This is a genomic window from Dyadobacter sp. HNCC25DJ183 (genome assembly GCF_056895175.1).
In genome coordinates this window covers 229,514-245,630 of record NZ_JBXHAP010000006.1, presented here as the reverse complement: position 1 = coordinate 245,630, position 16,117 = coordinate 229,514, and the positions used below count along the sequence as shown (strand labels likewise).

General features: G+C 48.6%; 13 protein-coding genes. 2 read left to right on the top strand and 11 right to left on the bottom strand.

The annotated features are described in order from the left end of the window. Positions 1-8: 8 nt before the first annotated feature. The 4 genes from AC1XTG_RS16790 to AC1XTG_RS16775 form a co-directional block, all read right to left on the bottom strand. Complete coding sequence (locus AC1XTG_RS16790; protein WP_484842726.1) at positions 9-2,438, bottom strand: ABC transporter permease; 2,430 nt, start codon at positions 2,436-2,438, stop codon at positions 9-11. A 12-nt stretch (positions 2,439-2,450) separates the two neighbouring features. Continuing rightward, positions 2,451-3,041, bottom strand: a complete 591-nt coding sequence (locus tag AC1XTG_RS16785; protein ID WP_484842725.1) for a hypothetical protein — start codon at positions 3,039-3,041, stop codon at positions 2,451-2,453. A 178-nt stretch (positions 3,042-3,219) separates the two neighbouring features. Then, entirely contained in the window at positions 3,220-3,897 is a 678-nt protein-coding gene (locus AC1XTG_RS16780; RefSeq protein ID WP_031525984.1) for an ABC transporter ATP-binding protein, read from the bottom strand. Between the two features lie 120 nt (positions 3,898-4,017). Then, positions 4,018-5,265: an efflux RND transporter periplasmic adaptor subunit gene (locus AC1XTG_RS16775; RefSeq protein ID WP_484842877.1), complete on the bottom strand. Its 1,248-nt coding sequence runs from the start codon at positions 5,263-5,265 to the stop codon at positions 4,018-4,020. A 392-nt stretch (positions 5,266-5,657) separates the two neighbouring features. On the opposite strand from AC1XTG_RS16775, the gene AC1XTG_RS16770 reads away from it, so the two are divergent. After that, positions 5,658-7,025: a sigma-54-dependent transcriptional regulator gene (locus AC1XTG_RS16770; RefSeq protein WP_484842724.1), complete on the top strand. Its 1,368-nt coding sequence runs from the start codon at positions 5,658-5,660 to the stop codon at positions 7,023-7,025. A gap of 116 nt (positions 7,026-7,141) precedes the next feature. Continuing rightward, on the top strand, positions 7,142-9,088 hold the full coding sequence (locus AC1XTG_RS16765; RefSeq protein ID WP_484842723.1) for a glycoside hydrolase family 127 protein: 1,947 nt from the start codon (positions 7,142-7,144) through the stop codon (positions 9,086-9,088). A 6-nt stretch (positions 9,089-9,094) separates the two neighbouring features. Here the strand turns inward: AC1XTG_RS16765 and AC1XTG_RS16760 are convergent, their stop codons facing one another. The 7 genes from AC1XTG_RS16760 to thiM form a co-directional block, all read right to left on the bottom strand. Further along, on the bottom strand, positions 9,095-10,009 hold the full coding sequence (locus AC1XTG_RS16760; RefSeq protein WP_056281100.1) for an LEA type 2 family protein: 915 nt from the start codon (positions 10,007-10,009) through the stop codon (positions 9,095-9,097). Positions 10,010-10,093: 84 nt separating this feature from the next. After that, complete coding sequence (locus AC1XTG_RS16755; RefSeq protein WP_056281098.1) at positions 10,094-10,594, bottom strand: pyridoxamine 5'-phosphate oxidase family protein; 501 nt, start codon at positions 10,592-10,594, stop codon at positions 10,094-10,096. A gap of 86 nt (positions 10,595-10,680) precedes the next feature. After that, on the bottom strand, positions 10,681-12,996 hold the full coding sequence (locus tag AC1XTG_RS16750) for a TonB-dependent receptor (protein WP_484842722.1): 2,316 nt from the start codon (positions 12,994-12,996) through the stop codon (positions 10,681-10,683). A gap of 152 nt (positions 12,997-13,148) precedes the next feature. Continuing rightward, a complete protein-coding gene (tenA, locus tag AC1XTG_RS16745; protein WP_484842721.1) occupies positions 13,149-13,793 on the bottom strand; it encodes a thiaminase II in 645 nt (214 codons plus the stop codon). Beyond that, positions 13,790-14,608 (bottom strand): bifunctional hydroxymethylpyrimidine kinase/phosphomethylpyrimidine kinase, encoded by an 819-nt coding sequence (thiD, locus tag AC1XTG_RS16740; RefSeq protein WP_484842720.1) that lies wholly within the window; start codon positions 14,606-14,608, stop codon positions 13,790-13,792. The genes tenA and thiD overlap by 4 nt, the downstream gene beginning before the upstream one ends. Positions 14,609-14,636: 28 nt before the next feature. Beyond that, a complete protein-coding gene (thiE, locus tag AC1XTG_RS16735; RefSeq protein WP_484842719.1) occupies positions 14,637-15,296 on the bottom strand; it encodes a thiamine phosphate synthase in 660 nt (219 codons plus the stop codon). Positions 15,297-15,304: 8 nt separating this feature from the next. Next, positions 15,305-16,108, bottom strand: a complete 804-nt coding sequence (gene thiM / locus AC1XTG_RS16730; RefSeq protein ID WP_484842718.1) for a hydroxyethylthiazole kinase — start codon at positions 16,106-16,108, stop codon at positions 15,305-15,307. Positions 16,109-16,117: the final 9 nt, after the last annotated feature.

Here is a 16,117-nt window from a genome sequence, read left to right as displayed (position 1 = left end):
CTCCTCTTCTATTCCGATTTCAACGACCTCACCGGGTTCATCAATGCGGCTTTTATAGATTGGAAACTTACTGTCAATAATGCGATTATGATGGCTAATGCGCCTGCGGCGGCGAACATCCACCAGGATATGTCGATATGGTAAGCGAAATCTTTCAGCCAGCTGTTCATTGCGTACCAGGCAACCGGACTTCCGATCAGGATGGATAGGAGTACCAGTTTCAGGAAGTCTTTGGATAAAAGAGCAATGATATTCGGCACGCTTGCGCCTAGTACCTTGCGAACGCCAATTTCTTTCGTCCTTCTTTCGGCAGTATAGGCAGACAAACCAAATAAACCCAGGCAACCTATGATAATGGAGATTACCGCAAAGGTGATAAAAATCTGGCCCACACGCTGCTCGCTGCGGTATTCCTGATCAAAATCCTCATCCATGAAACCATAGTTGAAGGGTTGTCCGGGAGCCATTTGCTTCCATAGTGCTTCAATCCGGTCGACAGTCTGTGTATAGTTGGCTGCTTTGAGTCTTACAACTACAAGCCCGTTACTTGGCGCCAGGATCATACTTAGCGCGCCGATGTTTTTCCGCAGCGATTCGTAATGGAAATCTTTTACTACACCCAATACAGTATACGTCCGCCGCGTCCCTGCCGAGTCCAGTACCAAATCGTATATCCGCTTCCCTACCGGATCTGCATAGCCGAGAATCTTGGCAGCTGCTTCATTGATAATGATACCGGAAGAATCGCTTGGGAAATCCCGCTGAAAAGCACGGCCTGATTTCATTTTCAGGTCAAGTGTTTTGATATAATCGTGATCAACTGTCCAGCGCTGCATGCTGATCCCTTTTTCCTGCTGCATCTCGCCCTCTGGAAAGAAGGTGTTGTCGGTACGGGCCGAGGGAGTTGGTAAAAAGCTGGTGAGTGTGGCGCTTTGAATATTCGGCAGCTGAGCCACTTCTTCCTTGAATGCACGGGCTTTTTTGTCAAGTGCATATGTATTTTTGATAATAAGGACCTGCTCCTTATCGTAACCGAGTTTTTTGGTCTGGATGTAGTTCAGCTGGTTGTAAATAACGCCCGTACCGATAATCAGCATCACCGATACTACAAATTGGAATACTACCAGCGCATTGCGGAGATAGCCTCCCTTGCCGTTCTGGTCAATTGCGCCCCGCAGCACTTTCAAAGGTGTAAATGCGGACAGGAAAAAAGCCGGGTAACTTCCCGCCAATACTCCTACTGCTACTGCCGTTGAAACAGCCAAAATCCAGAATAGTAAGCTCTCGAATGGAAAACTGATATGCTTATTGGCCAGATTATTGAAAAATGGCAATGCGGCGTATGCAAGAACCAGTGCCAGTACCAGGGATAAAAGGCTGAGTAAAATAGCCTCTGTCAAGAACTGGCTCATCAAAAATGAACGCTTCGAGCCGAGCGCTTTTCTCACGCCTACTTCCTTAGCCCGGTTTGACGAACGTGCCGTTGCCAGGTTCATAAAGTTGACGCACGCGATAGCAAGAAGGAAAATTGCAACTACTCCAAAAATGTACACATACTGAATATTACCATTCGCACTGATTTCGGCTTTGCGATCCGAGCGCAGGTGAATGTCCGTTAGCGGCATGAGGCTGTATTTGATACTACTTCCTGACTTCCGCATTTCGCCCAGCGTAGCGCCCATGACCTGCTTTAACCAGCTGCTCGTATATTTTTCAAGAATGGTATCGAAATTCTTTTCGAACTGCGCCGCTTCCACCCCTTCCCGCAATTTGAGATAAGTCACAAAGTTGTGACTACCCCATTTATCTTCCCTGCTCTCCGGATAAGCACTCATAGCCATCAGTACATTCAGCGCTGACAAATGCGAATGTTCCGGAATGTTTTTCATCACCCCGGTTACGGTATAGGTAAGATTGTTATCAAGCACCAAAATTTGCCCGATAGGATTCTGCGAGCCGAAGTACTTCTTCGCAACGCGCTCGGAGATCACCATTGTTAAAGGCTCCCTGAGCACACGTTTACGATCTCCTGCGACGAGAGGGATTGAGAATACGTCAAAAAAGGTGGAATCAGCATAACATACAACATCCTCTTTCAAACTTTCCGTTGCGTTTTTCCGGCGTACAAGAAAGCTTCCGTCGTCCCGCAGCCTCGCCACTGATTCCAGCTGCGGATAATCTTTGAGCAATGTAAATGCAAGCGGATCCGGTGCGACGGCCAGCGTCATATCTGCACCACCAAAGCGGATATCCGAATTTACCCTGTAAATCCGGTCGGCAGCATCAAATGACTTATCGTAGCTCAGCTCATCAATCACGTACAATGTGATCAGCAGGCAACTGGCCAGACCGAGCGAGAGCCCGAAAATGTTCAGGAATGAATAAAACTTATGCTTTTGGAGATTCCGCCAGGCTATTTTAAGGTAATTTTGAAGCATAATCTTGGCGGTTTACATGTCCACTCCCTTGCCAGGTAATTCGATTTCGCGTTCGAAGTTGTCGATAATACGCTGGCGTTCCGACTCTGATTTATCCTCCGCATTCACGGTTTTCTCAAAGACGAACTCTTCCTCGTTTTTCTTGAAATGATATTGCAAAAACAGCTCGCCGGTTTGCGGATTGTACTTTACATGCTTCCGGTATCCCGTCGATTCAAGTCCGTCAAAAGCCTTTCTGTGTGGATCGCGTGAGCGCGAGAATTCAGGTTCCGGACTAGCGGATGAATAAATAACAGGCTCTTCCGGCGTCAGGGCGACTACAGGAGCAGGTGCCATCGGAGGCTTTGGGGGTTCAGGAACATCCACCTTTCCGCTCCCAATAGATTCCAATACTTCCTCGCGCAACTCCATCCGCTCATCGCGGCTCAATTCGGCCACGTCAAAAGAGCGTGAAAAGTTGATTTCCCGACCATCAATTGTACCGGTTACCCGGATCGACATTGTCTTGCCGTCATCGTCAATACTTCTGCTCAAATGGCACTTTTTCTGGGCCAGAGCAAATGTGCCGGAACAAGCCAGCAAAATGGTCAGGATTTTTTTCATGAGGTAAATTTGGCTAAATATTTATTGGCGCTCGGCGGTCGGCGGTCGGCAGTCGGCAGTCGGCAGTCGGCAGTCGGCAGTCGGCAGTCGGCAGTCGGCAGTCGGCAGTTGAAAAAGTGGTTATCAGCAATTCTACTTAAAATCAGTAAAACAAGGCTGATAGCCGAAAGCTGACAGCCTATACATGCACCTTCTCCGTCACGATTTTGCCGTCAAACAAATTCACGATCCGGTGGGCGAAACCTGCGTCGTAAGGCGAGTGGGTTACCATTAAAATCGTGGTTCCCGATGCATTCAGCTGGCTGAGCAGGTTCATTACTTCTTCCCCGTTCTTGGAGTCGAGGTTACCTGTCGGCTCATCGGCAAGTATGGTCTTGGGTGTTGCTACCACGGCGCGGGCGATGGCAGTACGCTGCTGCTGACCTCCCGAAAGCTGTTGCGGGAAGTGGTTACGGCGGTGCATCATGTTCATGCGGGTCAGTGCGGCCTCTACTTTTTCCTTGCGCTCGGCAGGAGGTGTTTTGAGGTACAGCAATGGAAGCTCCACGTTTTCATAAACTGTCAGTTCGTCGATCAGGTTGAAGCTCTGGAATACGAAACCGATATTCCCCTTGCGGATCTGCGCACGCTGACGTTCTGACATTTTTGCTACTTCCGTGCCGTAGAACTCGTAAGAGCCTTCGCTCGGGTTGTCAAGCAAACCCAGGATGTTCAGCAAAGTGGATTTTCCACATCCGGACGGACCCATGATAGCGACAAATTCGCCATCTTTCACATCCATGTCAATGCCATTAAGCGCAGTAGTTTCAACTTCCTCTGTAGAGAAGACCTTGTGCAGGTTGGTGATTTTGATCATTGGTTTCTTGGCTATAGGCTTTCAGCAGTCGGCTGTCGGCCAGGGTTGTTGTTAATTTGATTATTTACTAATAGAGTCCCAAAAAGGCCGACCGCCGAAAGCCGACGGCCGAAGTATCCTTTAAAATTCCAACACCTCATTATCCCCGAAGTTCTCGTAGGAACTTGTGATTACTTTTTCGCCTGGTTTTAATCCTTCCAGCACTTCGAAATACTCAGGGTTTTTGCGGCCCAGGGTGATGCTGCGTTTGGCTGCTCTTTTGCCGTCTTCGCCTACTACATATACCCAGTTACCTCCTGTTTCAGAGAAGAACCCTCCTACCGGCAGCAATGTCGCTTGCGAAGGCTGGCCCAGTTGCAGGCGTATCGGTGCCGACTGGCCTCTCTTGATCAGCTCTGGCGCTCCTTTATCAAATTGCATATCCACCTCAAACCGGCCGCTGAGTACCTCAGGATAGATTTTAATGATCTTCAAACCATAATCTTTCCCATTGAACTCCATCGAGCCCTGCAACCCGGCGAAAATCCGGGAAATGTAATGCTCATCCACACTGACGCGCATTTTAAATCCATTCAAATCATCAATCTGACCAATATTCTGGCCCTGGTTGATGTTGGAACCCACTTCAACGTTCATGGAAGAAAGCAAACCCGACACCGGCGCTTTCACAACCAGGTTATCCAATGTCTGGCGCCACAGGCTCACGTTTTTCTGTGTATTTGCAAGGGTACCTTCCAGCTGATTAATCGTCATCCGCGCATTTTCCTCCTGGTATTTCTGCGATTCTATCTCAATCTCGCGCTGACGCACCAGCTTCTCATACTCTCTTTTTGTTTTGAGAAAATCAGCCTCCGGGATTACCTTATCCTTATATAATTTGACATTCCGGTCATGCGCATCTTTGGCCTGGTCCAATTGGAAATCCAGGTCACTTAATGTCTTTTGAAGATTAAACCGCGCAATTTTCAAGCTCTGACGCGTATTTTGAAGATCGTTAACCAGTCGGCTTGCCTCCGTTTCAGATTGCAGGAAGCTCAGTTTCAGGTTTTGATTTTCCAATCTCAACAAGATATCTCCCTGCTTGACCATGTTACCGCCTTCGATCAGCTTCTCGGTAACATATCCGCCCACAATTGCATCCAGCTGAATGGTTTTGAGTGGTTGAACCACACCGGTTACCACGATAAACTCGTCGAAACGCCCGGTTTTTACGGTTGATACAGTAAGCTTGTCCTGTTCTACATTCAGCTTGCTCCGCTTGTCTGCGAAGAAAAACTGGTAAACCAGAAAAGCGACCAGCAATGTGCTCCCGGCAATGATACCGATGCGCTGGGTAGTCCAGAATTTCTTTGGTTTAATTTTGTCCATTGATGATCCTCCGGAAAAACCGTTGTTGCTCGTGCTTGTTGAGTTAGGTGTCCTGACTTCCATTATATGTGTTATTGAAAATTCGCCGTGATAGTTTTCCCTAGATTATCCAATCGCTGTGCCAAAGAAGGGAAATAAGGATAACACGCTCAATTTCAAGTCAGTTACATATCAATGAAGTACTTCCAATGTTCGTTATCGGACATTTTTGTTCGGCTGCGGACAAGCCTGTTTTTTAGTGTTAAAGCTCAAAATACTGAGTTTTTGGCAAGCCGGGAAATAGAATTCTAAATTGTATCAACTAACTTACCGCACAATAAAAATCAGTTGCCAAAAGCAACTGCAAACTAATCCATAACCGTCGACTTAAGTCAACGGCAATTAGCACAGCCATGCAACTCTCCGAAGCCAAAATCCTGATCATTGACGATGATGTGGACGTACTCAGTGCCGCCAAACTTTTGCTAAAACGCCACGCAAAAGCAGTAGACATCGAAAAAAATCCGCAGAAACTGCCGTTCCTGGTTACCAACGGTGACTATAACCTCATCCTGCTGGATATGAACTTCACGCGTGACGTGAACAGTGGCCGCGAAGGTTTTCACTGGCTCGACAGGATACTTGATATCAACCCGGCAGCGAAGGTGATCATGATCACTGCTTACGGCGACATTGAAATGGCAATACGCGCGATCAAGTCCGGCGCAATTGATTTCGTCCTCAAACCCTGGGAAAACGATAAGCTGCTCGCGACGATCGCCGTGGCACTCGAAGGCGGGAAAGACAAGCCCGCTGTTGTTCAGGAAGAAAAATCCAAGGAAGATCCCAAGAAGGCAAAATCATCGTCAGATAACATTGTAGCGACCAGCGAAATCATGCGCCAGCTGCTGAGCACCTCGGAACGAGTGGCCGGAACGGATGCAAACGTGTTAATTCTCGGTGAAAACGGAACTGGTAAAACCCAGCTTGCCAAGCATATTCACCAGCATTCCAAGCGGGCAGACAAACCTTTTGTAGCAGTTGACCTCGGTGCATTAAGTGAAACTCTTTTTGAAAGCGAGCTCTTCGGTCACGTGAAAGGCGCGTTTACTGATGCGAAGGAGGACAGGGCAGGAAGATTTGAAGAGGCAAAAGGAGGGACTATATTCCTGGATGAAATAGGTAACCTTACCTTACCCCTGCAAGCGAAGCTGCTGACTGTAATCCAGGAAAGGCGGGTGACGCGCGTGGGCTCCAACAAGCCCATTACGCTTGATGTGCGCCTGATATGCGCTACCAATATGAATATCGAGAAAATGGTTACTGAAAAAACATTCCGCCAGGATTTGCTTTACAGGATCAATACCATTGAGCTCGACCTTCCTCCATTGCGCGAACGTCCGGAAGATATCAGCGCATTGGCTGACTATTACCTTAAATTATACGCTAAAAAGTACAACCGGCCAGTTAACGATATCAGCAGTGCATTGATCAAGAAAATGCAGCAGTACAACTGGCCCGGTAACATCCGCGAGTTGCAGCATGCAGTTGAGCGGGCGGTGATTTTGTCGCAGGAAAAAACATTACAGCCCGACGATCTCTTCCTGAAAAGCTCAGCCGGACAACCCACAACCGCTACCGGCTTCGATCTCGAAGACATGGAGAAGACGATGATCGTGAAAGCAATGAAGCGTTTCAATGGAAATATTACCGATGCTGCCCGCGAGCTTGGCCTCAGCCGCGCCGCATTGTACCGGAGAATGGAGAAGTACGGATTGTAAGTTGGTCAGACGGGTTTGAAGGAAGCAACAGAGCAGTTTCGTGCCATTGCTGGTATGTTTATTTACAGAATTGGTAAATGAATCCACGAAGAAAACTACCTTCAAAACCACCAAAAATGACGAAATACTTCTCGACGGTCCTATTATCTTTTTTATCCATATCCATTTTTGCCCAAACTACCCAGCTCAAACCGGTCCCTCTTAAAAATGTAAAAACAACGACCGGCTTCTGGCATGAAAGGCTGGAAACAGCGCGGAATACCACAATCCCGCATGCATTACACCAATGCGAAGAATCAGGCCGGTTTGACAATTTTGCAGTTGCAGGCGGCTTGAAGAAGGGAAAATTCAGGGGCGCCAGGTTCGACGACTCCGACGTTTTTAAAGTGGTGGAGGGAGCTTCCTACGTTTTACAAAACAAATACGATCCCAAACTAGACCATTATCTCGACAGTCTGATCACGTTGTTCGCAGCTGCTCAGGAGCCTGATGGTTATTTGTACACTATACGTACAATCAACAAAGACACGACGGGCTCTTACGACTGGATCGCGGGACCATACCGTTATTCTTTTGAAAATGGCAGCCACGAACTCTACAATGTGGGGCACCTTTATGAAGCGGCTGTTGCACACTACCAGGCTACCGGCAAGAAAAACCTGCTGAATGTTGCTACTAAAAATGCTGATCACCTTGTCAAAACCATTGGCCCAAAACCCGGACAGCTGGTTGTAGTCCCTGGCCACGAGGAAACGGAAACTGCACTGATCCGCCTGTACCACGCGACCGGCAAAAAAGAATACCTCGAACTCTCCAAATTTTTCATCGCAATGCGCGGCCGCTCAGATAAGCGCACATTGTTTCTGGACGAACACAAGCTCGGCCCCTCCTATTTTCAGGACCAGGTACCATTTGTAAGGCAGCGCGAAGCTGTGGGCCACGCGGTGCGCGCGCAGTACCTGTATGCAGCCGTGGCGGATATGTTGATGGTCGAGAATGAGCCTGCGTATAGCAAAGCGCTCGATACGATCTGGGAAGATGCTACTTTTAAAAAGCAGTATATCACCGGCGGCGTGGGGGCGCGCGAGGATGGCGAAGCATTTGACAAAGCTTATGTGCTTCCCAACGACAATGCTTACCAGGAAACCTGCGCGGCAATTGCCAATATGCTATGGAACCACAAAATGTACCTTAACTCGGGTGACAGCAAGTACATGGACGTATTCGAACGTGTGCTCTACAATGGATTTCTGGGTGGGATATCGGTCAAAGGCAATGAGTTCTTCTACGTCAATCCGATGTCATCCAATGGAAAAAACGATTTTGGCAAAGGTACCGCGGCGATCCGGAGCGAATGGTTTGGCACTGCCTGCTGCCCGAGCAATGTATCCCGATTCCTCCCGTCTATGCCGGGTTACATATATGCTGTGAAGAACAATGAGGTTTTTGTAAATCTCTTTGCGGGGAACGACGCGACGCTCTCCGTAAATGGAGCTGCCGTAAAGCTGGTGCAGGAAACGAATTATCCCTGGGAAGGAAAAGTAAAAATTACGGTATCTCCCGAAAAAGCAGCCGCATTTCCGATATCGGTACGTATTCCGGGCTGGGCAACCGGACGGGCGATTCCGGGTAACTTATATACCTACACTTCACCTGCAAAGCAGCCTGTCAGCATTTTGATTAATGGCAAAAAGAGCGAAGTAGCTGCTGTAAACGGTTATGTAAAGCTCGACAGAACCTGGAAAAAAGGCGATGTGATAGAGGTGACGATGGATATGCCTGTGCGACAAGTGGTATCCAACGAAAATATCAAATCAAATCAGGGCAAAGTGGCTATTGAGCGCGGACCGGTACTTTACTGTGCAGAAGGCCACGATAACAATGGCAAAGCACTTTCTCTGCAAATCAAGCCCGACCAGGCATTTACTCCCGAGTTCCGGAAGGATATGCTGGGCGGACTGAATGTGTTGAAGTCGCAGGACAATGTAACGCTGATCCCGTATTACGCCTGGGCCAACCGCGGCGCGAATGAAATGACCGTCTGGTTTACCGCGTCCAAATAGCGCTTGCTATTTGGACAGGTTTTTCTTTACGGTTTCAATATCCTTCAAGGTTCCGTCAACGACGACATTCACGTCACTTTTCTTGAAAATTTCGTTATCGGACACCAGCTTACTTTTAAAATAAAGTGTAAAAGGGATTGACTTGCCTTTCGTAATCACCTGCCCTACTGCTTTCAAAAACTTACCCATATCTACCGAAAGCGGGATCTGATAGATCTCGCTGCTTTTTCCCTTGATCTTGGTCGCTCCTTTTACGCTACCCTCAGCCAGTCGCTCCTGACTGCCCAGACTAACTACATAGGAAGGATCTTCAAACTGAACGGGAAAGGGATTTTGGTTTGAAAACTTCAATTGCAGCGTCACATCTGAGTTCCCGAGGCGGAATTTAGTAATGTCAAAATCGACAATTTCCACTTTGGGCAGGCGATAAAGAGGCAGTCTCTTATCCTTTGAAAGTGTAACCGAATCTTTACCCAAAAATGGCTTGTTCAATGCAAAAGTACCTTCAAAATGATAGTCGGCGCTGTCTTCGCCACGCTTTGCTTCCGAGTTACCTTCCTGTTTGAGTGCTTTGATTTTCAGCTGGGAAGGCAGCATTACCATCGTACTGTCGCGGGATTTGATCAGTAACGGCTTGGAGTATTCGTTTTCAATAATCTTGACCCCATTCATTTCAACAAAATACTCGAAACCCTTCATGTCCAGCTCGACGGGCAATGGATTGTGTACCAGCAATTGCAATGAAAGGTCAATCGTACTGTCCGTAATATTGGAAATGTGCCCGATTCCCATCTCAACCCGCGGCTTCAAACCGGAAACCGGATTTTCATTTTCCTTTTTGTAAAAATGCCAGCCAGCCCAGCCGGCAGCGATCAAGAGTGCAAAAACAAGGATATAGACGAGGATTTTGTTGTTTTTCATGGGTGTTTGAGGTTACTTATAGATAACAAGAAATGCTGGCCAGCTTAACGCCAGTCAGCACTTCTTTTTGAAAGATATACGGTATTAAGCCAGGTTCAGCTTTCCGTGGTCGCCACCTTCGGGCGTTGTTCCTGTAAGTGCCGCTTTCAGCATCGAGAAGAATACGACCATTTTCGAAGATGTTGCATCCCAATAGGCAGCTTCCTCCGTGATCACCCGAAGCAATACCAGGTCCGGATCCTCTTTTCCTTCCGGGAACCATGCTTTGGACATGACATTCCAGAGTTCATCCTTTTTCTGCTCGTCGTTGACCAGCTCTGCATTCCCTGAAATGCTCAGGTAAGTGTTGTTTTTAGGGTCCGCATAAATCAGCGTAACGCCTTCTCCATGGTTGGATGTATCTCCGAGTTCAGAATTGCGGTTTGTAAAGAACCATACGTTTCCCTGCTCGTCAATCTGCTGCGTGGTCATCGGACGGGAGTCAATCCTATCGTTTTTATAAGTGGTGTACATACAAAACCGGATATCCTCGGCCAGTGATTTAAGCTTTTTTATTGCATCCTTATTTTCAAAATCCTTTTCCATGATTGTTTTAGTTTGTCTATCAAAATCATTTTTTACAAAAAACTAAAACAACCGTTCCATTGCATGGGAAGCTGCTGACTCTTTTACTAGAATTCGAGGCGGTAGTTGAGCACCGGGATCAAACCTACCTGCGTGATCAGCTTCACACGGTCTTCCTTTTTATCATAATACCTGTCAAATGCATTTAACCGGTTGCTTACATTCTGTAAATCAAGCGAAATGGTGGAAGCTGTGCGCTTTTTATTTTTAGTATAGCTCACGCGCAGGTCGGTCCTGAAATAATGGGGCAGCTGCTCGGAGTAACTCCGCGACCAATCACGCTCGGTGCGGCCTTCTTTTCTTGACTTTTCAAGATCAACCGGCGTGGTCATATTTCCACCGGCGGCCAGCAGCTTGATGTTTGCTGCAAAAATGTTGGTTTTGTTTTTACCCACTTTCCACTCTTTTCCTGCGAGCAGGTTTTGAACAAACTGTCCGTTAAAACGGCTACTGCGCTCAATGCCGTCACGTCCGGTGTATTTGGATTGATAAAGGGAAGTAGTGCTCATCAGGTAAATGCCGGCTGTCAAAGATTTCTCGATCGTCACTTCCAGCCCGTAGCTCCTGCCCTTTCCGGCACTTACCAGCGAATCGTTTACGAACCCGTCTATCTCATTGAGCATGGAGTTATGTAAAAGAAATGGGGAGTTGGTGTTAGGCGGCCCGATCGGAATGTGGTAGTGGTGCTGGTAGTAAGTCTCCGCGAGCACGCGCCAGCTTACCGATGGCCTGAATTCGTAACCCGCAACGAAATGCGCCGATTTCATCAGTTTCAGGTTTTTATTCACCAGGTTACTTTGTCCGTCGATCGCTTTTACCTGCACAAAATAAGTGGAAATGGACTCTGTCCGGCTATGCAGCCCCGCGCCTAAACTAATTGTCGACCGGGGCGCAACTGCCCATTTCATCCCAAGTCTCGGCTCGATAGCGTACTGGTTGTTCAGTCCCAGTAACATACCATGCAAGCCTGCATTCAAAGTCACATTGGGTGATAACCTTGATTTCAGCTGTGCATAAGCCTGGAACAATTGCGTATTTCCTTTCTGGTCCAGGTTCTTTACAAAAGGTCCGTCTTCATTATTTTGGTCAAAAAGGTTGAAGTCCAGATGGTTGATGATCGCACCGATTCTGAGCGTATTCCGAGAATTCAGCTTTGCATTGAATAAGGAAGACACGCGCAGGGTCTGATTGATAAAGTTCTGCTGATAAACGTCCTGACTTTCCTTATCCAGAAAATCGCCGGTCTGCCTGGTAGCCGCGTAGGAAACAATCGTTTCCATGTAAGACCGGCTGTTGAGATACCGCAGGTAATTCACCCCCAGCATCCCGCGGTTGGAGGTAAACTTTTCTTTGATATCGTCATTATTAACCGTGGAAGTACTGATACCCCCCATTCCCCAGACCGAAACCACGGCTTTTTCATCGTAAGGCAGGTATACCTTGAATGCCCCATCCTGAAAATCATTGACGGCATCGCCCATCGTGACACCCAACTTGCTCAGGATAGACAGCGTTGAATACCGGTAGTTGGCAAGATAAGATGCACCGCCTTTTGCCCCGATCGGACCTTCGGCAGCAAAATCAAGACCTAGTACACCTGCCTGTAATGCATACTCGCGCTTTTCGTTGTTGCCTTTCCTGAGTTTGAGGTCAAAAACGCCGGACGTTGCATTGCCATATTCAGCGGGGAATGCACCAGTCAGGAAGTCGGAGTTACCCAGCACATTCGCGCTCAATGCACTTACGCCGCCGCCCGAGGTACCTTCGGAAGCGAAGTGATTGGGGTTCGGAATTTCAACCCCTTCCATTCTCCACAACAAACCTTTGGGACTGTTACCGCGGATGATAATCAGATTGCCGCCGTCGTCTGTGGTGGATACGCCCGCAAAAGACAGCGCCATTCTTGCCGGATCGTTGACGGAAGCAGCAAATCTTTTAGTCTGATCAACTGTAAACGACCTTCCGCTCACGCTCACCATATCATTCAATGGGGCGCCGGTCTCCTTTTGTGCCTTTACAACGACCTCGTCCAATGCGCGGAAAGATTCTGTGAGCCTGATATTCAGCTCCACTTCCTTCCCGGACCCTACTCCTATTTCCTGCAAAAAAGCATCATCATACCCCACAGAAGTAATTCTGAATGCGTGCCTTCCCACCGGCACATGCTCAATCCGGAAGTTCCCCTCTGCATCGGTGGCTGCACCTTGTACGGGATTAAGTGAGGTGATAATCACATTGGCACCTATAACAGGCTGCTGTGATTCAGTGTCAAGAACGCGTCCTTTGACAGTCTGCGCAAGCTGCTGCGCAAAAGCCCCCGCCCCAAAAGCAGCGGCAATCATCGTGAAGATATACTTTTTCATAGCTGGTTGTTTCAGCATTGACAACCAGGCTAAGCGTTACCCTATTTTTTTGGGAGAGAAATGATTTAGTGGAGGAAAGGGATGAAGGAGGAAAGGGAGGAAAGGGAAGCCTTCCTCCCTTTCCTCCTTCATCCTTCCTCCCCCAAATACACCTAAATGCCAACCCCATAAGCACTCGCCCAAAACTCCAACTCCATCCGCGTTGCTGTGAGATATGCCTCCATCATTTGCTTGCGGGTTTGTTCTGAGGCGTTTTCGGCCAGTTGGTTGCAGATGTTGAGTGCTTTCTGGACCGAGTGCGCGAAGTCTTCGCCGGCGTATGCATTGATCCAGTTCTGGTAAGGATTTGGTGTGGTTTGATTGGCGTAAATGTAGTCACCGACCTTTTTATATATCCAGAAACAAGGCAGTAATGCAGCTACTGATACTTCGTAAGGTTCAAATGCGCTGGTCGCCAGGAGGTAGTTGGTATAGGCAAAACAGCCCGGCCCTTTTCCGCTCTGGTAATCGATCGCGTATTCATTGAAATAGCTGACATGAAGCGCACGTTCGACGAGGATCGCGTTTTGTGCAAATTCCAGAAAGTCCAGCAGCTCGTGGCTATTGCCTGCTTTCACGCCTGTGGCGGCGAGCGCCCTGGCAAAATCGGCGAGGTAGAGTGAATCCTGGTAAATGTAATATTTGAACTTATCCAGCGGTAAAGTCCCCGCTTTCAGCTCCTGGTTAAACGGGTGTGCCTGTATTTGCTCGTAAATGGGCAATGCACGCTCCCAGAGCAGGTCGGTAAACTTGATCATATCAACTGCATGGGAATGGGAGAAAAAGAATGGTTAAGCGGACCGGGTCCATGGCCTGTGGTTACATCTTTACCAGCTTCGATCGCGCTGGAAATGTATTCTTTGGCAAAAATGATAGATTCCGGAACAGAGTTCCCATTGGCAACAAATGCGGCAATCGCCGAAGACAAAGTACAGCCTGTCCCGTGCACATTCCGGCTGTCGATATAGCTGCTTTCGAGAATTAGGGTATCCTGATCTTTCCGGGCAAAAATGTCTGACAAAACGGGCGCCACAAGATGCCCGCCTTTGAGGAGCACCGCATTACAGCCTCTGCTCACCATTTCTTCGGCCGCCATTTTCATCGCTTCAACAGAATCGATCTTTTCCGAAATCAGAATACGTGCTTCGTCGAGGTTAGGGGTGATTAAATGGACAAGCGGGAATAGTTCTTCCCAGAGCACAGCCACCGTTTCTTCGCGGATCAGCCTGGAACCGCTTGTGGAGACCATTACCGGATCAAAAACCACAAACCCGGGTTTGTAACGTTCCAGCATTTCTGCAATTACCTGCGCCACTTCAATGGTATTGACCATCCCGATCTTCACCGCATCAACAGCAATATCGTCAAACACCGCTTCGATCTGTTCTTTCAGAAAAGCAGGCGGTACTGCGTGGATCGATCTTACACCCTGCGTATTCTGGGCAGTGAGTGCGGTGATCGCGGATACGCCGTAGGCGCCTAATGCAGCAATTGTTTTCAGGTCGGCCTGGATTCCGGCGCCACCTCCGCTATCGGAGCCGGCAATCGTGAGGACTGTGGGGTATCGGGTCATTTGGTGGTTGTGGATTTGGTAGGTATCGTCAGGTTTGTTCAGGTGCGCCTGCTGTGGTATTCAGAATGATCGATTTGAGCCGGAATGCGGCCTCGTAAGGGGAAGTCGCGCTACAGATCGCGGATACTACGGCAATGCCGCCCGCACCATTCCGGATCACCTCCTCTGCATTCATGAAATTAATACCGCCGATCGCGATCAGTGAATGTTTGCTCTGCGTGACGGCCCGGCGCAGCCCCTCTATTCCCCAGGGACTTTTTGTATCCGTTTTGGTGGGAGTTGCATAAAGCGGGCTTAATCCGAGGTATGATAGATCCCATTGCGCTGCCTCGATCAAATCGGCTTCACTTTCAACCGAAAGCCCGATGATCTTGCTGGCGGGCAGCATTTGATTCAGGATTTCGTAGGGCATATCACTTTGTCCCACGTGCACACCGTCTGCATCGGCTGCAAGGGCAACATCTACCCGATCATTGATGATCAGCGGTACATTATAGGGTTGCAAAACTTCCTTCAACCTTTTGGCACGTTCGATAAAGGCACGCGTAGAGAGCGTTTTCTCCCGCAGCTGCACCATTGTAACTCCACCTTGTACCGCTTCTTCCACTACCCAGTACAAATCGCGTCCCATACAGGCGGCCTCGTCTGTGACCAGGTAAAGCTGTACGTTTTCTTCAGGTGCATTCATTGTTTTTATTATGATTCAGAAAATTTGATCCTGGCCAGCTCAGCCAGGTGTGCCGGCGTAATATCTGACAAGCAATCCAGAAAAGCAATCTGGAAAGAGCCGGGCAACTTTGCATGGCGGTAAGCAAGTTCGCCGCAAACGCCCATTGTTGCTGCAGCAGAAACAGCTGCTTCAAAAGGATCGGCAGCAATCGCCGCATAGGCGCCTGCGATCGCAGAGGCGGAGCAGCCCATTCCGGTTACTTTCGTCATCAACGCGACGCCGTTGGAAATGTAGGCAGTTTGTTCTCCTTTAACGATGATATCGGTGGCGCCGCTCACACTGACGACGCAGCCAAACTGACGGCTCAATGCGCGCGCTGCTTCGAAGCTGTCCATAGAACTGGCGGTACTGTCGACGCCTTTCGTTCGGATGTTAGCGCCTGCCAATGCGAGTATTTCAGACCCGTTTCCGCGGATAATGGCAGGAGATGCGAGTTCCAGTAATTCTGTAAGAGTTTGATTCCGGTAGCCGGTAGCGCCTGCACCCACGGGGTCCAGCACAATGGGTTTGTTCAGTTCGGAAGCCTTTCGGATCGCCAGTTTCATACCTGCCACCCACGGTGCCGATAAGGTACCGATATTCACAACGAGCGCGCCGGCGATCGACACCATTTCTTCCACTTCCTCAACTGCATGCGCCATTACCGGCGATGCACCTGCTGCCAGCAATGCATTGGCTGTATAGTTCATCACCACGAAATTGGTAATGTTGTGCACGAGCGGCGCAGTATTCCTCAGCTGAGTGAGATTTTGTTCAAGATGAAAGTCCATAGCACGGTG